Origin of the sequence: Pseudomonas berkeleyensis (assembly GCF_014109765.1) — a bacterium.
GTDB lineage: Bacteria > Pseudomonadota > Gammaproteobacteria > Pseudomonadales > Pseudomonadaceae > Aquipseudomonas > Aquipseudomonas berkeleyensis.
Map to the genome: position 1 here is coordinate 1,285,781 of NZ_CP059139.1, position 18,495 is coordinate 1,304,275.

Below are 18,495 nucleotides of genomic sequence, written 5' to 3' on the forward strand. Positions count from 1 at the left end.
TCGTCCAGACTAGGAATCAGCGGCCATAACGCGGCGAGAAGGCCAGCCACGCCAGCGCGGGATAGCACAAGTAATGCAGGCTGAAGAGGAACAGGCCCATGGGACTGGGGGCGTCCTGCAGGAACATCATGCCCAGTAGCCCCAGGTAAAGCAGGCCGAGCACACCGCCATAGAGAGCAGTGAAGCGCCAGCGTTCGGCGTTGCTCGGTGCACGGCCCTGGCGCCAGTGAAATACCAGCGCCAGGCCGGCGGCGATGGCCGCAGCGATCAGCAGGGTGGTGAATACACCGCCGAGGCGCACGAAGGTGCGCAGCAGCAGGTTCAGCAGCACGGCCGCGATCACCCCTGCGGCGGCGTAGTAACGCAGTTGCAGGCTTTGGCTCACAGTTTCTGCGCCAGGCCGAAGCGTTTGCTCAGCACCCGCTCCAACAGAGCCTTGGGCAGCAGTGTGGCCATCAGCGGCAGGGCACGGCTGCCATTGCCCAGGCGCAGCAGGCGCGGGCGTTTGCTGGCCTGCACGGCGGCCAATAGCTGGCGGGCGAAGTGCAGGGCTGGCGTCGGGTTGTCCTGCGAGGCGTTGGCACGGGCGCGAATGCCTTCGCGTAGCGGCCACCAGGGCGAGTCTTCGCGGATCAGTGCTTCGGCCTGTTGGCTGGCGTTGGCACCGAAGCTGGAGGCAATGGCGCCAGGCTGCACTTCCATCACCTCGATGGAAAAGGGCGCCAGCTCCATGCGCAGCGCATCGCTCAAGGCATGCACCGCCGCCTTGGACGCGCAGTAGGCACCGGCAAAGGGGGTCACCAGCACGGATGAAACGCTGCCGATGTTCACCACCAGACCGCGGCTGCGGCGTAGTAGCGGGAAGAAGGCGCGGGTCACGCCGACGATGGAGAACACGTTGGTCTCGAACTGTTTGCGCATGGCTTCCGCGCCACCATCGAGCAGTGGGCCCATGGCGCCGTACCCCGCGTTGTTGATCAGCACGTCGAGGCCGCCAGTTTCATCTGCGAGGCGTTCGGCCAGGCGCTGCGCCGCTTCGCCGTCGTTGACGTCGAGGGCCACGGCGCTAAAACCAGCCTCGGCGAGTGCAGCAAGGTCGCTGTCCTTGCGCGCAGTGGCCCATACGGCGTAGCCCGCCGTCTTGAATACATCGGCGAGGGCGCGGCCAATGCCGCTGGAACAACCGGTGATCAGGACGCTGGGTTGGGACATGGCGGGGTTCCTTGGATTGTGCGGCGATGGGCGAGTCGTCGGTGTGCACGGCCTGGGCGGCCTCGCGTCACCCTACCTTAGCGGATGAACTGGCCTTGCAGGCGTTCGGCGCGAAACTCCAGCGTAGCCGGGCGGTAGCCGCTGCGCAGGTCGGGCAATGGCATGCAGTCGTTCCAGCTGGCGCCGGGCAGCAGTTCACCCGGGCCACTGTAGCGTGGCGATTCATAGAGGCGTTGGGCCAGATTTGTGGCGTTGCCGGGGCGGTAGGCGGCAACTTCCCAGCGCAGCTCCAGTAGCGCGGCATCGCTGCCGTTCTTCAGGTCGATGGCCAGGGGGCGGTCGGCGGGGCATTGCTGCGGGTCGTAGCTCAGGCGCAGTTCGAGGTGCGCGAGGTAGCGCTCGTCACGAGTTTCCTGCCAGAGCACCCAGGTCGCTACCAGGCCGAGGCCGACCAGCGCGGCCATGGACACCGGCAGGGCCTTGGTCGGATAGCGGATCAGCAGGATCAGCCAGGTAATGACGAGCACGACACCGAAGAGCATGGAGGCAACCTTGGTAAGAGTCTGCCACCCATCCTACACAAGGTGCCTGGCCAGGTTAACCGCATGGGCTGTCGCAGGGTGTGACAGGGGAGCGTAGCCCGGATGCAATCCGGGGAATGTCATGCAGATATCCCCGGATTGCATCCGGGCTACGAAGCGCTCAGTGAGCGGCGCCGGCGGTCACCGCATCACTGCGGCCATAGACATCTTCCAGGCGTTCGATGTCGTCCTCGCCCAGGTAGGTGCCTGATTGCACTTCGATGATCTCCAGCGGGATCTTGCCCGGATTGCTCAGGCGGTGAACCGAGGTCATCGGGATGTAGGTGGACTGGTTTTCGGTGAGCAGGAACTCACGGTCGTCGCAGGTCACCCTGGCAGTGCCGGACACCACGATCCAGTGTTCGGCGCGGTGGTGGTGCATCTGCAGCGACAGCTGCGCACCCGGCTTGACGGTGATGTGCTTGACCTGGAAACGGCCGCCCATATCCACCGAGTCATACGAGCCCCAGGGGCGGTACACGGCGCAGTGATTCTGGGTTTCGCAGCGGCCTTGCTCGTCGAGCTTGCCGACCAGCTTCTTCACGTCCTGCACGCGATCCTTGTGCGCCACCATCATGGCGTCCTTGGTTTCCACCACCACGATATCGTCGAGGCCAAGTACCGAGACCAGTTTGCCGTTGCCGTGCACCAGGCAGTTGCGGCTGTCTTCGACGACCACGTCGCCCTTGGTGACGTTGCCGTTGGCGTCCTTGTCGTGCACCTCCCAGATCGACGACCAACTGCCCACGTCGTTCCAGCCGGCGGCCAGCGGTACCACGCAGGCGCGCTGGGTCTTTTCCATCACCGCGTAGTCGATGGAATTGTCCGGGCAGCAGGCGAAGGTCGGTGGGTCGATGGCGATCTGCGTGCCGTCACGCTGGCTGCGTTCCAGGGCCAGCAGGCAGGTGTCGTAGATGTCCACGTCGTGGTGCTTGAGTTCCTCCAGGAAGCGGCTGGCGCGGAACAGGAACATGCCGCTGTTCCAGTAGTAGTCGCCACTCTTCACGTATTCGGTGGCGCGTTTGGCATCGGGCTTCTCGACGAAGCTGGAAACGCGCGCCACGCCATTGGGCAGCTTGCCGTCGGCCTGGCCGCGGATATAGCCATAGCCGGTTTCCGGGCGATCGGCTGGTACGCCGAACAGCACCATCTCACCTTTCTCGGCGGCGACGGTACCCAGCGCCAGGGCCTGGCGGAACGCCTGCTGATCGTCCAGCACATGGTCGGCCGGCAACACCAGCATCAGCTCGTCACGACCCTCCGCCATCAGTTGCAGCGCGGCCATCGCAACGGCTGGCGCGGTGTTACGACCGAAGGGCTCGAGCAGCAGCAGCTGCGCCTGCTGGTCGATCTGCTCCAGTTGCTCCTGAACGATGAAACGGTGTTCCTGGTTGGACACCAGTATCGGCGGTTGCATGCCTTCGATGGAGAGGCGCTGCAGGGTCTGCTGGAACAGCGTTTTTTCCCCCGTGAGGGCGAGGAACTGCTTGGGATACAGCTTGCGCGAAAGAGGCCAGAGTCTGGAACCGCTGCCACCGGAAAGGATAATGGGGGTCATGGTTGTGTCTCCTGAACGATTTTTCGAGATGAGTGCCCGTGTCGTGTCGGTGCGGCGTGTACCCGCCGTTTTCCTTGTTCTGAGATTCGTTGCGCTTCAGCTATCGCTCGGGCGCTTGACCCACACTGGCGACAACTTGCCCTGGGCGTCGGTGATGTACAGGCACACCACTTCGCCGCGTGCCAGGGTGACCGGCTTGAGATCGGCGACCTTGCGTTCGCCGTCGAACAGCGCCAGGCCGACCTTGACCGGGTTGATCTCGCGGTCGCCGCGGCCGTCCGGTTTGACGTCGGCGACCACGTCGGTCTTGCCGTCAGCAGTTTTCAGGCTGAGGGTGGTGCCGCTGAGGTTCTGCACGCGCAGCAGGGCTTTTTGTCGGCTGGTGAAGGGCGGCTCCTCGACCAGGCGCGGTTCGGCGCCGGTCTGGCTGACCAGGGTGTAGTAGCGGTCGGCTTGCAGCTGCACCGGCAACTGGGCGTTACCGACCTGCGCCTGGTAGCTGCCGGCCGGCAGGAACTTGAAGTCGCTGGAGCCCAGCGGCCCCACCTGCTTGAGTTGCGCTTCGCCGACATTGATGTCGAGCTCGGCGCTGCTAGCGTTGTAGGCGCGGACGAACGCCGAGCCTTTTGGCGCTTTGGGGCCATACAGCGCGCCATCGTCGGCCTGGGCCTGGAGCATGCCGACGCTCAGTGCCAGGGCGCAGGCGCCCAGGACACCACGGTGCAGAAAAGTACGAGTAGTCATCGGAGGTTCCTCCATGGGTTGCGGATGAATTCAGCGACTGGCCGTGTGGGCCAGGTTCTGGGTGGCGCCGGCCTGCTTGAGGGCGGCCAGCCATTGCGGGTCGAAGGCGGTCAGGTCGCCGGCCACCGGCAGATAGCGCTCGGGGAATTCCCAGATCACCACCTGCGGTGGGTGCTGGGCGAAATCGTCGCTTTGCAGGTACTTGAGCATCGGCACCAGCGGGCCACCGCCTTCTTCTGCGTGGTTGCTCAGGTCACGCTGCAGGTGTTGGCGCAGCGCACCGGCGAAGTTCCAGGCCGGGTTGGCGCTGTAGCTGGTGCCGACCAGTGCCACGGGCAGATCCTGTTCGGCGAACAGAGCGTCGGCGCCGATGTCGTCGCTCGCGCGGGTTTCGCGCTGGCTGATGCGATCCGCCTCCGGCAGCAGGCTTTCGAACAGCGGTGCCAGGGGCAGGAAGCGGGTCAGGTCGCCCTGGTGCTGGCGCACGTCCAGCGTCTCGGTGACGAACTGCTTGGGCTCGCCGCGCAGCTTCACGGCGCTGCCGATCACCTGGCTCAGCGCTTGGGCGGTGACGTCGGCGCCTTCCGGCGTCCAGTGGGTGTCGGTGCGCAGGAACATCGATGCCTGATCCTTGCCGGCCTGCAACGGGGTGAGCAGATCCGGCGCGGTGATGCCGGCCGAGCGCGCAGCCTGATGAAAGCGCGGGTAGAGGCTGCGTTGCAGGGCGCTGGGCTGGTGGCCGTCGGTGTGCTCTGGGTACAGGCGCGACTTGGCCGGGATGATCGCCAGCAACAGGTGCACGTCCTGCTCGGCCAGGCGCTGCTGCACGCCACGGATCAGCGCCAGGTTGTCGCGCAGCTGGCGCTGGCCGTTGGCGACCGCGGCGAATTCTTCGTCCGAGTACAGCCAGCCGTCCTCACCGACTACCAGGCCGATGCGGCCTTCGCCGAACATCAGGTACTCCACCGCGGCCCACAGGTTGATGCCGGCCTGCTTGAGTGGGAAATGCTCGTCGTAGTGGCGCTCCATGCTGCGGGTCAGGCCGCCGTCGAGCAGTGTGGGCTGGCCGGATATCCGGTAGCTGGCCAGGCTGCCCAGGGCGAGCAAGCTGGCCGGCAAGAGCAGGGCGAGGAACAGAACGACATAGACGGCTTGGGTACGACGACTCATGGCGTGTCTCCGCTCAGAACTGGAAGTACAGGAAGGGGGAGTAGCTCTGTGCCGAGAGCTTGAGCAGCGAGGCGCAGAACAGCAGGAGCAGGGCGCCGTGCAGCAGCAGCGAGCGCACGTCCACCGAGGTCGCGGCCAGGCTGCCGCCGCCAGCGAGGGCCAGCGCTGGCGTGTCGACTGCGTCGATGCGGCGCTGGGCAAGATGCTGACGGGCACCGTTGACCGCGATCACCACCCAGGCCAGAACCAAGGTGGCCAGCTGCAGGCTGCTGGTCTGGGCCAGCACGGCGTCGCTGAGCTGCCAGTCGCCGAAGGCGAACAGGGCGACGTACATGCGCCCGGCAACTTCCAGGTTCTCGGCACGGAAGATCACCCAGCCGAGCATCACCAGCAGCAGGGTGAAGGCCCACTTCAGCGGGCTGAACAGCGTCGGTGCGGCCTTGACCCCGAGTGCGCGCTCGATGGCCAGCCAGGTGCCGTGCCAGGCGCCCCAGATCAGGAACGTCCAGTTCGCGCCGTGCCAGAAACCGCCCAGCAGCATGGTCAGAAACAGGTTGCGGTAGGTGTTGAAGGTGCCGTGGCGATTCCCCCCCAGTGGCACGTAGAGGTAGTCGCGCAGCCAGTTCGACAGGCTGATGTGCCAGCGTCGCCAGAATTCGGTGATCGACTGGCTGATATAGGGCTGGTTGAAGTTCTCGACGAAGCGGAAACCCATCATCAGGCCGAGGCCGATGGCCATGTCGCTGTAACCGGAGAAGTCGAAGTACAGCTGCGCGGTGTAGGCGACCATGCCCAGCCAGGCGTCGCCGGTACTGGGATTCTCCAGGGCGAAGCAATGGTCGACCAGCGGCGCCAGGCTGTCGGCGATGAACACCTTCTTGACGAAGCCCTGCATGAAACGCGTGGCGCCTTCGGAGAACTTGTCCAGGCTGTGGGTGCGGCTGGTGAACTGGTCGGCCATGTCCTTGTAGCGCAGCACGGGACCGGCGATCAGTTGCGGGAACAGGGCGATGAAGGCGGCGAAGTCGATCAGGTTGCGGGTTGGTTCGGTGTCCTTGCGGTGCACATCGATCAGATAGCTGATCGACTGGAAGATATAGAAGGAAATACCGATCGGCAGGATCACCGCGGTGAACAGGAAGGGCTCGAAGCCCATCGCCTCGAGCGCTGCATTGATGTTGGCCGCACCGAAGTTGGCGTACTTGAAGTAGCCCAGTGTGGCCAGGTTGCCGACCACCCCGGCGACCACCCATTTGCGCGCCACATCGGTGCCGGCGTTGGCGTGGATGCGCAGGGCGAACAGGTAGTTCCACAGGGTCACCGCGGCGAACAGCAGGAGGAAGTCCACCCGCCACCAGGCATAGAACAGGTAGCTGCCGACCAGTACCAGCAGGTTGCGGTGCCGGTTGGGGCACAGGTAGTACAGGCCGAGGAAGGTCGGCAGGAACAGAAACAGGAATACGTTGGATGAAAAGACCATCCGTGCTTCTCCGTGAATAGCCGGGGCAGCGCCCCCCTTTCCCCCCGCGAGCGGAGGGTTTGTTTTGTTGCATGTTTTGGCGGACTGCTTGCCCTACGGCGTCTAACGCGTAGGGCGTACTCGCGAAGCAGTACGCCGGGTAACGCTATGGCGGACTGTTCGCTGGCGCTACGAGCGGCCGGCGTTCCGGTCCGCCCTACCGCTGTGAGTCCGCCCTACCGTTGTTGAAGACCTGCGTCACCTCTCCGCCGAGGCGGAAGCTGTTGAACGGGCCCATTTCCTTGTTCAGTTCCTGGGTCTGCGCGCTGCAGGCGTAGAGGCTGCAGTAGGGCGCCAGCCAGGCGTACTTGAAGTCCTTGCGCAGCTCGCTCATGTCCTGCTTGGCACCGGTGCGCTGGGCGAAGGCGGCTGGGTCTTGCGCGCCTTGCAGCACCCGTTCGGCCAGACGCTGCAGGGCACCGTGGTTTTCCTCGCGCAGATCGACGCCATTGGCCTGGGCGAAGGCGGCGATCATCGCCAGCGGCGGCAAGGCATAGTTGTGATAGGCCAGGGCGCGTTGGCTACGGCGCATTTCGTTGGCCAGGTAGCCGTCGTCGTCCACCTGGTTGGCGGCGATGCGGAACTGATCCACGGACCAGTCGAACAGGTCGCGGCGATCGGCGATCACCGCCACTGCCATGACCGACCAGGCGGCCCAGTAGCTGTGGTTGTTGATCTTGCGCAGCGGCAGGTCGCTCCATTCGCGCACCGTGTGCTCGGCCAGGCGAGTGAACCAGGCTTCGATCCGTTCGCTCTGCTCGGGGTATGCGGCCAGCGGCTGCGACTCGGAGAATTTCAGTCGCAGCCAGGCGCCGGCCAGGCTGCCGAGCGCCCATTTGCGCATCGACTTGCCGGTGTGGTTGAACTGCTCCGACTCCAGCGCATCGGCGCTGGCCCACTGGTCGAGCCAGGTGATGGCGCAATCCAGGCGTTCACGCTGGCCGGTACGCATGTAACCGGTGATCAGTCGGCCGGTTTCTTTCTCCAGGTGGGTGATGGCTTCGGTCTGCTTACGAAAGTCTCGTTCTGCCTGCTGGTTCAGGGTGGCGCGCGCGCTGTCGGAGCCAGAGTACTTGCTGGTGAATTGCAGCTCGCCGGTGTAGGGCTGCGGCGTCGCCGGGCAGGCGGGTGCCTTGCCCTCACGTTGGCCAACCGCTGCGTGATAGCCGGCCGGCGCTTGAAGCGCGGCGAAGGCCGGGCCGCTGAGCAGCACGGCCATGAGCGTCAGGGGTGCGAGTCGTGCGGGCATAAGGGCCTCCTCAATCGCCTGCGCCATGCTGGGCGATCTGCTGGTTGGCGCCGCTCGGGCGTTGGCACAGGCTGGCCTGTACTTTCAGGTCGTCGGCGCTGTCTTCGGGCTTTTCGATTTCCAGGGCGAAGAAGTTCTGCTCGCCCCAGCCCGGCTCGTCGCGCAGTTCCACGGCGAAGCGGCCATCGGTGTCGACGGTGTTGGGCTTCTCCAGCTTGAGTTTTTCGCGCTGGCCATTGAGGTACCAGATGGTCGCGTCGACGCGCTTGACCGATGGATCACTGAAGCGCAGGTCGAGCTGGTGGCGGTTGCCGGCCAGGGTCAGCAGCTTGTTCTTACCGTTGACCAGCACCTCGTTGCTGCCGGGGCGCAGGCGTGTTTCGTTGGCGAGCACTTCGCGCTGGCCGCTGCAGCCGTTGTTCAGGCTGGCCATCAACTGGCGGTGGATCTTGTCCGAGGCCAGGTCGTAGAGCGGCGAGAATTCCCAGATGAGAATCTGCGGCGGGTCGTTCTGGAACGAGTCGCTGGCCAGGTATTCGAGCATCGCGCCTTCCAGGCCACCGCCGGGGAAGGCGGCGTTGAGCACGTCGGTGCCCAGGTACTGTTCGAGGAAGCCGCCGAAGTTGTAGTTCTTGCCGCTGTGGCTGGTGCCGACCAGGGCAACGCGCGGGCTGGCGTCGTCGCCGAACAGGGCATCGCCATCGCTGGCGTCCTTCGGCTCGGTGCTGAACTGATCGACGTACTGCACCGCATAGCCGGTGCCGCACAACTGGCTGGCGACGTTCTGCATGGTGCCGGTCTTGCCCATCAGGCCAATGCGTTCGGTGACGAATTCCTTCTGCGGAATATCGGCGAAGCCGGGAATGCGTTTGATGGTTTCGGCCACCAGGCGCGCGGTGCGCTCGGCACCGTAGGGCGTCCAGTGCTGGTCGCGGCGGAAGTAAAACTCCTGGTCGCTGTTCTCGTCGGTCAGCGGAGTCAGATCCGGTACCCAGATGCCCAGCTGTTCGAAGCGCGTCAGCGCCTGGCGATAGTTGCGCAGCGCCTTGTCGTAGTCGAAGCGCTCATAGTCGGCCGGGCGCAGCTTGCTGCGATTGACCAGGCCGCGGGTCGGTTGATAGACCACCACCAGTTCCACGCCGCGCTGCTTGAGGCCGTCGCGCAGTTCCTTGAGGCGCTGGTAGCCGACTTCCGTGGTACCGAACTCGGTGCGCAGGTCTTCGACGCTGCGGAACAGCCAGCCCTCGTCGGCGTCGAGCAGGGTGACGAAGTTCTTCATGTAGCTGGTGGTGTAGCGGCTGGCATCGTGTGCCGCCGGGCACAGCGAGCAGCAGTCTTCGACCTGGTACTGCGGCGCCTGGCGCTCCTGGGCTTGCAGGCTGCTGCCGAAGGCGGCGCAGGTCACCGCCAGGGCGAGGGTCTTGAGTTGGGATACGCGCATTCTTGGGCCTCGTCAGTTGGTCATCTGCTCGGGCTCGATCGGATCGATCAGCACGGGCTGGCGCTGGCGCACCATGAGGTCGAGGATTTCGTCCTGTTTCTCGCCGAGGATGCCGGCGAGCTGGATGCCGCTGCTCTTGCGCGGCGCGAGCATCTTCACGCGGTACAGCTCGACCGACAGCGGCGAGTCGATGTTGATCGGGCTGGAGCCGTTGCCGGCCAGGGTGCCGCCGACGATGATCATCGAGATCTTGGTGTCGAACGGGTCGAGATCCAGATCGCGATCGGTGTCCGACAGATCCTTGATATGGCCGTAGATACCGGTCAGTTGATTGAGGGCGGCGAGGTTCTCGTACAGGCGGATGTTCTCGCTGTTACGGATGCGGATGCCGTGGCGCTGGTTGCGCATCACCTGGTTGCCCCACAGCAGGTTGTCGCCGCTCTCGTACAGGGTGATGCCGTCGGCATGGTTGCCGTGCACGCGGTTGTAGGCGATCAGGTTGCGCTCGCTGCTGCGGTCGATGACCACGCCGGAGAGCTTGTTGTCGTAGCTCTCGTTGTTGATGATCCAGCTGTCGTTGACCTCGCGCGAGATGATGATGCCGTGCTTCTTCTTGGTACCGAACACGGTGTTCTCGGCGATGATCAGCCCGTGCGAGCGGTCGTGCGGGTCGATGCCGTAGACGATGTTGTCGCGGTAGGTGTTGCCCTTGATCACCACGTTCTGCGCTTCGTAGCAGTAGAAGCCGTACCAGTGGTCGACGAACTCCGAATCGATCAGCCAGCCGGTCGGTTCATCGCGCTTGAGGCGCTCGTGCATGCTCGGCGTGTACTGGGTGATCGACACGCCGTAGGACTTGGAGTTGTCGTAGCCCAGGCTGGTCAGCACGCTGCTGGCGATATACAGCTCGCTGCCGCCCCAGGACACCAGGAATGGGCGGAATTCCTTGCCCTCGTCGCGCATGGTCGCCGGGCCGTTGTCGGCCTCGCGCCAGGCGGTGACACGGGTGTCGGTGATGAACATCAGGCCGTCGTTGACCAGAAACGCACCGCGCTCCTGCGACAGGCGCAGCTCGCGGGTGTCCTTGCCGACGTGCAGCGCCGCGCCTTCGGCTACCACGATGGGCAGGCGGGCGAGGTACACGCCGTCTTCCTGTTCGGCGAACTGGCTGTCGGGCAGTGCCTTGGCGATGTCCTGCGCGGTGACCAGGCCACCTTCGATGAAGATCGCCATGGGCATGCCCTGTTGGCGCTGAATCCATTCGCGCAGGCGTTCGTTGCCGCCGGTGAAGTCCTTCAGGGCGTCCTGGCGCAGCATGCGCCGCACCACCACCTTGCCCTTGCTGCCTTGCGGAATCTTGGCCAGCACCGCTTCCTTGGTGTAGCCGGACAGATCCGGCAGCGTGGGCGCCGCCATGTGCAGTTCGGCGGCCGGGGCGCTGCGCACACGGTATTCGAACTGGTGTTCCTGCGGGTTGGCCTGGGCCAGTGGCGCGGCGAGACACATCGCGCTGAGCAGCAGGGGTAGGGCTAATCCGTTGGGTTGCATGATCCGATCCCTCAGAAGCGCCAGATGAAGTCGACGAAGGCGCGGTGCATCACCGAGTCGGTGCCGCTGCCATAGGCGTCGCCGGGCAGGAACACGCCGGCGCGCAGGCGCACCAGTGCCGAGCGGTCATCGAGTTGTTCGGCCACCGAGGCCGGCAGCAGGCCCTGCTTGAAATAGCGGGTCAGCACCAGGTCGACTTCCTGGCCGATGTCTTTCTCGCCAGCCACCAGCGGTGCGGTGATGCCGCTGTCGCCGACGTCCTGGTCGCCATCGACGCGCCAGAAACGGTGATAGACGACGCTGGCGTCGTAGTCCTCGCCCAGCTGCCAGGAACTGAATGCGCTGGCCACCTGCAGGTTGGACAGCTCACCCCGAAAGGCCTCGCCGTAGCGGTGCAGGCGTGATTCGACGCCGGTGAAGTTGGCCCGGTTGCTGTGCAGACCGGTCTGCATGAACTGCCGCGACTTGCCTTCGTCACCACCGCCGCTGCCACGGGCGTAAGCGGCGCCGATCTTCCAGTTGTCGTCGAGGCTGTAGCGCAGACCCAGATCCATCGCCCAGGCATCCACGTCCTGGCTGCGCGAGCCGGTGGCGATGCGCTCGTTGCCGACCACCTGTTGCTGCAACTGGTCGGTGTCGCCTTGCAGCCAGGTCAGCTGCGCCCAGTAGTTGAGACGGTTGCGCGAATTACGCTCGAAGAAGCCGCCATCGGCGTGCAGGCCGAACCAGGTCAGGTCACCGGTATAGCGCTTGCTCAGTTCGTCGACGCGCTCGCCCTGATTGGCCAGGTGGCCGTCGTCACGGCTGTGGTGCAGCTTGGCGCCGATGCGGTGGCCGGGCGTCCACTGGTAGTCGAGGCCGGCAAAGAAGTGCTGGCGGTCTTCGTCCTCGGGCGCCAGGTCGTCGAGGTCGGTGCGGTAGTCGGAGAACCGCTCGGCAACGCCGACCGTGGCCTGCAGCAGGGTGGTATCGAAGCGCCAGTTGATGGCCTCGATGTTGGTGTCCCACCAGGTGCCTTCGTCACTGCGCAGGCGTTGGCGACCGACGCGCAGGTGCTCGCCGGGGTAGGCGGTGAGGCCGGCGTAGTCGACCCAGAACTCGCGCATGGCCAGGTAGTTCTTGTCCGGCTGGCGCGCGTCGCTGCGCTGGCTGCTGTCTTCGCCATCGTCCTGCAGCGGGTCGGTTTCGATGGTGTCGGTGGCGGTAACCGCCTGGCCCATGGCGAAGGCGCTCCAGTCGCCGCGTTCGCCGTAGGCCCACGGGCGCAGGTCGAGACCGATACCGTTGACGTCGCCACCGTCGCGGGTGCCGAGGTCGCGGTCGTCTTCCGATTGCGCGGTGATCTTCACATCCAGGCCGAAGTTCTTCGGCGCATCCGCCGCCCAGGCGGCGCTGGCAGCCAGCAGGCTGGCACTCAGACACAGCTGGCTAACGATACGGTTAACAGGTCGTTGAAAACCTACCTGCGTTGGCAATACTGCGTTAAAAGCGGCCTCAAAATGCTCATTTACTGCTCGTAAACTCCGCTTTCTCGGCCACTTTTGCCTTGTCTTGCCTGCCTCGGCTACGTTTTTCAAAGATCTGTTCTGCTGCATGCGTGCATCCCTGTTCATGGCTGGCTGACCTGCAGAGCGGCCTGCTGCTGCAGGACGATGCCGCGTGCATTGCGCTCTTCGCGCAGCAGGCGTTGGCCTTCGGCCAGTTGCGCCGGGGTCAGGCTCTCGGCCACCTCGTGCGCCAGCTCGAAGGTCGGCGGCGTGTTGCGGGGCAGGGCCAGTTGGCTGAATACGTAGGCATTGACCGGGTTGGGTTTGACCCCACGGCCCTGGCTGAACATCTGCGCCAGGGCGAAGTCGGCGCTGAGCTGGCCGGCTCGGGCGGCGCTGAGCAGGTGGTCGAGCGCCTGCTGGGCATAGACTTCGCCGAGGTGACCGCGCAGGTAGATCTGCCCCAGGTAGTAATTGGCGCTGGGCTCGCTGGGCGCGGCCTTGCGCAGGTGTTCCTCGGCTTTCTTCGGCTCCTGCGGCAGCAACTTGCCTTCGTAGTAGAGGCGTCCGAGCAGCAGTTCGGCGCGTGGCAGGGCGGCCTCGCGGCCCTTGTCCAGATAGCCGAGCAGGGTCTCGGTATCGCCCTGTGCCGGGTAGTCGTAGAGCAGACGCGCCAGGCTTACCCAGGCGGCGGGATAGCTCGGTGCGATGGCTTCGAGCAGCTCCTGCGCGCGCTGTGGCTGCGGTTGGCCGAGTTCGGCATCGCTGAGCACCAGGGCCACGGACTCGACCTGATTGGGCGAGACGTTGCCGGCGCGGTAGCCAGCCAGCAGTTGCTCGATCAGCGCTTCGCGGTCGTCTTCGCGGTTCTGCTTCTGGTACACCGTCGCCAGCTCGGCGTAGCAGGCGTCGTTGCTGGCCAGGCGTGCCTGGCAGATGCGCTCGATCTCGCCCAGGTGCTGGTCGTAGGTGCCGTCGGTGCGGTACAGGAGAATCTGCGCCAGTTCTGCCTGTGGCAGACCCTGCTGGCGCCAGTCTTGGATACGTTGCGCGAGGTTCATGGCGGGAAAGTCCTGTGGGTAGAACAGGTAGAGTTCGGTCAGCGGCAGCAGCGCACTGGGCTCGCGGGCGCGGGCTGCGCTCTCCAGCAGCTCGGCGGCCTCCTGGCGCTCGGCCAGGGTGCTGCCGGGCTTGCGTGCCAGCAGCTTGCCGAGGCGTGCTTCGGCACGCGGCGAGCCGTCCAGGGCCTGGCGGTAGATGCGCTCGGCCTCATCCAGATCCTGGGTCTGGCCATTGGCGGCGTAGATGTCAGCCAGGCCGATCTGTGCGTCGCTGTAACCCATCTCGGCAAGCTGGCGGAAATGCCATTCGGCGGTCTGCTGGTCGCCGCTCTGCAGGGCTTCGCGGGCCAGGCGCTGATCCGGCAGACCGGCGCAACCGGCCAGCGTGGCGCTGACGGCGAGGCCTAGCAGGGCAGGACGAAGAAGGGGCATGCTCACGGCGTGGTTCTCCTTAGCGGCCAGCCGCGACGGCGCGGTCGACCAGCCAGCTCAGCGACGGGCCGCGATCGATCACCACTTCCACCGGCTGCCCGGCGAGGCTGGCTGGCAGCAGGTCGTCGGGCTTGATCTGCACACGGATGTCCGAGGACAGCCCGCCCTCGTGCAGGTTGCTGCTGATGATCTGGCCACGACGGCTTTCGTTCTCGCCGGCCACACGGAAGCTCACCGGCGTGCCGGGGCGCGCCTGTTCCAGATGGCGGTAGGGGAAGCTGGCGCTGACGCTGGCGACGCCGTCCTGCGGTACCAGTTCGAAGATCACGTCGCCCTTGCTGGCGAACTGACCGTCGGCCACCAGTTGGCGGGCGACCTTGCAGTTGCACGGGCTGGTCAGGGTGCCCTGCATTTCACGGGCGAACAGTGCTTCGATCTGGCTCGGTTCGAGCTGGTCGTCACCGAGGTGGCCCTTGAGCATTTCCAGCATGCTGGTGGTGAAGGTGGCGATGGGCGCGCCTTTCTCGATCACGCCATCGGGCTGCACCAGGCTTTGCACGCTGCCTTCGCGCGGCATGGTCACTTGCAGCGCAGGCAGGCTGACCTGTGCCGATTGGGCGTGGGTGACGAAATACAGGCCGTAGATCGACTTGCCGATGTAACCGAAGGCGGCCAGGCCGACGACGAAGATCGCGCCGCTGAACGCCACCGCACGCAGGCGGCCGAACACGCCCATGCCCTCGCCGGAACCGTTCTTGCGCGCCTTGGTGAAGTTGTCGCGTTGCAGGATGTGCAGCACCTCGCCGACGTTGACCAGCTCACCGGCCAGGTGGCTGCTGATCAGATGGCGCAGGGCCGCGACCTCGCGGGCACCGAGGTTGTGGAACTGGCAGCCGACGCGGTTGTGCTCCGGTTGTACCGAGCTGACCTGAAATTCCACATCCAGCCCCAGCACCAGGCTGTCGAGCTGGAACTGCAGCTGGCCGCGATGGAAATCACCGACCTTGTGCGTGGTGTTCTCGCTGGTGAAGCTGAAGCCGCCGGCAGACACATCCTGCAGGCGCGCATCGATGCGTTCACGCTGGGCATTGGTGTAGCGCAGGCGCCCGGGCAGCTTGACGCGGGCGTGCTGGCGCTGGGCTTCGGACTCATGGACGACGTTGAGATTGGCGACGGAGTTCATGGTGGCTAGTTCCTATTCGAGTACGGTCACACCAGCGCCAGCAGCGCGGCGATGAAGACAGAGGCGGCAGAGAAGGTCATGGCGCGCGACGACCAGCTGTTGAACCAGTTGGCGAAGCTGGACAGGCCGCGGTTGAGCTTGGTGTTCTGGCGCGTCCAGGACTGTTGATCGAGGCGGAAGAACACGTAGATCTTCACCAGCGCGCCGACGATCTGGTTGTAATAGAGCAGGGCCGGGTAGGCCGGGCCGATGCGGTGCCCGGAGAGCATCAGCAGCAGCGTCAGGATCAGGCGCGTGATGCCGATCCACAGCAGGTAGATCAGCAGGTACATCACGCTGTACTTGATGCTGGCGATGATCGCCACGCACAGGCCGAGCAGGCAGGTCCACATCGATACGCGCTGGTCGAACAGCACCAGGCTGGTGAACGCACCGAGGCGGCTCATGCCCAGACGCAGCGCACGCGAGTTCTGCCGCAGGTTGTTGCCGTACCAGCGGAACATCAGCTTGCGGCTGGCCTTGACGAAGCTCTTCTCCGGCGGGTGCTCGACCGTGTTGATGGCGGCATCCGGCACGTAGAAGGTGTCGTAGCCCAGGCGCATCAGGCTGTACCAGCTGGACTTGTCGTCACCGGTGAGGAACTGGAAGCGACCGAGGCGCCAGTGCTCCAGGTGATCGCTTTCCACGTCGCGGATGAACTCGGGGTCGGTCACCACGCTGGCGCGGAACACCGACATGCGCCCGGTCATGGTCAGCACGCGCTTGCTCAGGGCCATCGAGCACATGTTGAGGTGGCGCTGGGCGAAGCGCAGCTTGTGCCATTCGCTCATCAGGTAGCTGCCGCGCACTTCGCAGAACTCGTTGGTGGTCAGGCCGCCGACATTGGGGAAGAGCTTGAACCAGGGCACGCTCTTTCTCACCACGCCCGGTTCGAGCACGGTGTCACCGTCGATCACCGCCACCACCGCATCGCGATCCGGCATCTGCCGCGAGATGGCGCGAAAACCATGGGCCAGGCCGTCACGCTTGCCGGTACCGGGGATGCGCACGATATCCAGGGTGACGTGCGCCGGCGGCTCGGCCTGAGCCCAGAGGTTCTTGATCAGCAGTTCGTCGGAGAGCTCGACGATCGAGCACACCACGGTGCACGGGTAGCCGCAGTCGATGGCCTCGCGGATCACCGAGCGGTAGACCATGGCGGTGGTCAGTGCCTCGATGCGAAAGCTGGTGACCAGCAGATACACATGAGAGGGGTCGGCGTCCTTGCCGAGTTTTTGCACCTTGCGGCGATACCAGGGGTACACCAGGTAAAGGAACAGGCAGCCGCGCACGAAGTGCAGGGCGCCCATGGAATAGCGCCAGATGCCGACGATGCCGATGAGCAGGAGGAAGTCCCGCGCTTCGGGGTCGAACACCGAACGTGGCAGGGCCAGTGCCAGAAGCATCAGCAGGCTGAGGTAGAGCAGCCAGCCGCTGGCTTGATTGAGGCCGTTCTTGAGCTTGTCCATATGCGTCTCCGGCTACCTGCGCGCGCCAGGCGCGCAGGTAGGCTCGGATCCTTACCAGCAGATGCCTTCGGCCACGCCATTGCTGGCGTGGGGCATGAAACCGACCAGGTCGATCACCCGCTTGCCGCTCGGTGCCTGCTCGGCCAGCTTGGCGAAGCGTTCGTCGCGGTTGCCGAGGATGATGATGTCGGCCTTGGCTACCACCTCTTCCAGGTCGCTGTTGAGCAGCGAGGAAACGTGCGGGATCTTCGACTCGATGTAGTCCTTGTTGGCGCCGTGCACGCGGGCGTACTCGACGTTGCGGTCGTAGATGCCCAGGTCGTAGCCCTTGCCGATCAGCATCTCGGCCAGTTCCACCAGTGGGCTTTCGCGCAGGTCATCGGTGCCGGCCTTGAAGCTCAGGCCGAGCAGGGCGACCTTGCGGGTGTCGTGGCCTGCGATGATGTCGAAGGCCTTCTGCACCTGGGCGGCGTTGCTGCGCATCAGCGAGCCGATCAGCGGGGCTTCGACGTCCAGGCTGCCGGCACGGTAGTTCAGGGCGCGCACGTCCTTGGGCAGGCAGGAGCCGCCGAAGGCGAAGCCAGGCTTCATGTAGTACTTGGAGAGGTTGAGCTTGTGATCCTGGCAGATCACGTCCATTACCTCGCGGCCATCGACGCCGACCGCCTTGGCGATGTTGCCGATCTCGTTGGCGAAGGTGACCTTGGCGGCGTGCCAGACGTTGCAGGTGTACTTGATCATCTCGGCGACTTCGATGTCCTTGCGGATGATCGGTGCGTCGAGCTCGCTGTAGATGCTTTCCAGCAGATCACCGGAGGCCTTGTCCAGCTCGCCGATGACGGTCATCGGTGGGTAGTCGTAGTCCTGGATCGCGGTGCTCTCGCGCAGGAACTCGGGGTTCACCGCCAGGCCGAAATCGATGCCGGCCTTCTTCCCGGAGCAATCTTCGATGATCGGCAGTACCACGTTCTTCGCGGTGCCCGGCAGTACGGTGCTGCGTACCACCACGGTGTGGCGCTCGGCCTTGTCACGCAGGGCGAAGCCGATTTCACGGCACACGCCTTCGATGTAGTCCAGTTCCAGATCGCCGTTCTTCTTGCTCGGCGTACCGACGCAGATGAACGACACGTCGCTTTCCAGTACTGCTGCGGCGACGTCAGTGGTGCCGCGCAGGCGGCCCTGACGCAGGCCCTGTTGCAGCAGTTCTTCCAGACCCGGCTCGACGATGGGCGATTTACCGTTGTTGATCAGATCGATCTTGTGCGTGGAGATATCCACACCAATCACGTCATGGCCGCGTGCCGACAAACAACCGGCACAAACAGCGCCTACATAACCCAAACCGAAGATGCTGATTCGCATGGTATTCACCTCGTCCGTTCGATGCAGTTTCAAATACTGGCCTTATGGCCAAAACTAGTCCGTGAACTTGCTGTTTTGAATTGGGCAAGTTCATTCAGGCATAAGAGAGTTGTGACGCCGGAAGTGTGGCGTCAGATGTGAGCCTTATATAAAATCGTGGCTCTTTGATATTGTCTTTGCCGCCTCGGTTGAGGCCTCTGTCTCGATGCTTTCGGGGTTTCTATATCTCCCTGTGAAACGCACAAACTTTCGTTGGGGTGAAGCGGCCTGGCGAATGTTTATTCGCAAACAGGCAGTTTCGGTTGATAAGAAAGTTATGAGTTGAAATGTGTTACGGGCTGTATGAGTAGCGGACTTTTCCGATAGTTCCTACCGTTCGTCCGTAGCTGAACGGGAGCTGAACGGGTAAGTTGATCGCAATATAGTGGCAACTTGCAAAA

15 protein-coding genes are annotated in these 18,495 nt (G+C 64.4%); all 15 read right to left on the reverse strand.

Annotation, left to right across the window (positions count from 1 at the left end; all coding sequences use genetic code 11):
* Positions 1–16 precede the first annotated feature (16 nt).
* The 15 genes from HS968_RS05930 to algD all read right to left on the reverse strand — a co-directional run bounded on the left by HS968_RS05930 (position 17) and on the right by algD (position 18,055).
* Complete coding sequence (locus tag HS968_RS05930) at positions 17–385, reverse strand: hypothetical protein (protein WP_182370561.1); 369 nt, start codon at positions 383–385, stop codon at positions 17–19.
* On the reverse strand, positions 382–1,212 hold the full coding sequence (locus tag HS968_RS05935) for an SDR family oxidoreductase (RefSeq protein WP_182370562.1): 831 nt from the start codon (positions 1,210–1,212) through the stop codon (positions 382–384). Before HS968_RS05935 ends, HS968_RS05930 begins: the two co-directional genes overlap by 4 nt.
* Positions 1,213–1,289: 77 nt before the next feature.
* Positions 1,290–1,754, reverse strand: coding sequence for a multidrug transporter (locus HS968_RS05940; protein WP_182370563.1), 465 nt, complete (start codon positions 1,752–1,754; stop codon positions 1,290–1,292).
* A gap of 160 nt (positions 1,755–1,914) precedes the next feature.
* On the reverse strand, positions 1,915–3,351 hold the full coding sequence (locus HS968_RS05945; protein ID WP_182370564.1) for a mannose-1-phosphate guanylyltransferase/mannose-6-phosphate isomerase: 1,437 nt from the start codon (positions 3,349–3,351) through the stop codon (positions 1,915–1,917).
* Between the two features lie 96 nt (positions 3,352–3,447).
* Entirely contained in the window at positions 3,448–4,095 is a 648-nt protein-coding gene (locus HS968_RS05950) for an alginate O-acetyltransferase AlgF (protein WP_182370565.1), read from the reverse strand.
* Between the two features lie 30 nt (positions 4,096–4,125).
* A complete protein-coding gene (locus tag HS968_RS05955; RefSeq protein ID WP_119694664.1) occupies positions 4,126–5,265 on the reverse strand; it encodes an alginate O-acetyltransferase in 1,140 nt (379 codons plus the stop codon).
* 13 nt (positions 5,266–5,278) lie between these two features.
* A complete protein-coding gene (locus tag HS968_RS05960; RefSeq protein WP_182370566.1) occupies positions 5,279–6,745 on the reverse strand; it encodes an MBOAT family O-acyltransferase in 1,467 nt (488 codons plus the stop codon).
* A gap of 196 nt (positions 6,746–6,941) precedes the next feature.
* Entirely contained in the window at positions 6,942–8,033 is a 1,092-nt protein-coding gene (locus HS968_RS05965) for a mannuronate-specific alginate lyase (protein ID WP_182370567.1), read from the reverse strand.
* Between the two features lie 10 nt (positions 8,034–8,043).
* A complete protein-coding gene (locus tag HS968_RS05970) occupies positions 8,044–9,474 on the reverse strand; it encodes an alginate O-acetyltransferase (protein WP_182370568.1) in 1,431 nt (476 codons plus the stop codon).
* 12 nt (positions 9,475–9,486) lie between these two features.
* A complete protein-coding gene (algG, locus tag HS968_RS05975) occupies positions 9,487–11,022 on the reverse strand; it encodes a mannuronan 5-epimerase AlgG (RefSeq protein ID WP_182370569.1) in 1,536 nt (511 codons plus the stop codon).
* An 11-nt stretch (positions 11,023–11,033) separates the two neighbouring features.
* A complete protein-coding gene (locus HS968_RS05980; protein ID WP_407681643.1) occupies positions 11,034–12,617 on the reverse strand; it encodes an alginate export family protein in 1,584 nt (527 codons plus the stop codon).
* A 14-nt stretch (positions 12,618–12,631) separates the two neighbouring features.
* Positions 12,632–14,008: an alginate biosynthesis TPR repeat lipoprotein AlgK gene (gene algK, locus HS968_RS05985; protein ID WP_179624060.1), complete on the reverse strand. Its 1,377-nt coding sequence runs from the start codon at positions 14,006–14,008 to the stop codon at positions 12,632–12,634.
* A 13-nt stretch (positions 14,009–14,021) separates the two neighbouring features.
* Positions 14,022–15,185, reverse strand: coding sequence for an alginate biosynthesis protein Alg44 (locus HS968_RS05990; protein ID WP_182370571.1), 1,164 nt, complete (start codon positions 15,183–15,185; stop codon positions 14,022–14,024).
* A gap of 26 nt (positions 15,186–15,211) precedes the next feature.
* A complete protein-coding gene (locus tag HS968_RS05995) occupies positions 15,212–16,693 on the reverse strand; it encodes a glycosyltransferase family 2 protein (protein WP_182370572.1) in 1,482 nt (493 codons plus the stop codon).
* Positions 16,694–16,744: 51 nt separating this feature from the next.
* Positions 16,745–18,055: a GDP-mannose 6-dehydrogenase gene (gene algD, locus HS968_RS06000; protein WP_182370573.1), complete on the reverse strand. Its 1,311-nt coding sequence runs from the start codon at positions 18,053–18,055 to the stop codon at positions 16,745–16,747.
* Positions 18,056–18,495 lie beyond the last annotated feature (440 nt).

Bases quoted from the DNA above. Each gene is read 5' to 3' on its own strand.
- HS968_RS05935 (WP_182370562.1), bottom strand. From the start codon at position 1,212: ATGTCCCAACCCAGCGTCCTGATCACCGGTTGTTCCAGCGGCATTGGC.
- HS968_RS05940 (WP_182370563.1), bottom strand. From the start codon at position 1,754: ATGCTCTTCGGTGTCGTGCTCGTCATTACCTGGCTGATCCTGCTGATC.
- HS968_RS05945 (WP_182370564.1), bottom strand. From the start codon at position 3,351: ATGACCCCCATTATCCTTTCCGGTGGCAGCGGTTCCAGACTCTGGCCT.
- HS968_RS05950 (WP_182370565.1), bottom strand. From the start codon at position 4,095: ATGACTACTCGTACTTTTCTGCACCGTGGTGTCCTGGGCGCCTGCGCC.
- HS968_RS05955 (WP_119694664.1), bottom strand. From the start codon at position 5,265: ATGAGTCGTCGTACCCAAGCCGTCTATGTCGTTCTGTTCCTCGCCCTG.
- HS968_RS05960 (WP_182370566.1), bottom strand. From the start codon at position 6,745: ATGGTCTTTTCATCCAACGTATTCCTGTTTCTGTTCCTGCCGACCTTC.
- HS968_RS05965 (WP_182370567.1), bottom strand. From the start codon at position 8,033: ATGCCCGCACGACTCGCACCCCTGACGCTCATGGCCGTGCTGCTCAGC.
- HS968_RS05970 (WP_182370568.1), bottom strand. From the start codon at position 9,474: ATGCGCGTATCCCAACTCAAGACCCTCGCCCTGGCGGTGACCTGCGCC.
- algG (WP_182370569.1), bottom strand. From the start codon at position 11,022: ATGCAACCCAACGGATTAGCCCTACCCCTGCTGCTCAGCGCGATGTGT.
- HS968_RS05980 (WP_407681643.1), bottom strand. From the start codon at position 12,617: ATGCAGCAGAACAGATCTTTGAAAAACGTAGCCGAGGCAGGCAAGACA.
- HS968_RS05990 (WP_182370571.1), bottom strand. From the start codon at position 15,185: ATGAACTCCGTCGCCAATCTCAACGTCGTCCATGAGTCCGAAGCCCAG.
- HS968_RS05995 (WP_182370572.1), bottom strand. From the start codon at position 16,693: ATGGACAAGCTCAAGAACGGCCTCAATCAAGCCAGCGGCTGGCTGCTC.
- algD (WP_182370573.1), bottom strand. From the start codon at position 18,055: ATGCGAATCAGCATCTTCGGTTTGGGTTATGTAGGCGCTGTTTGTGCC.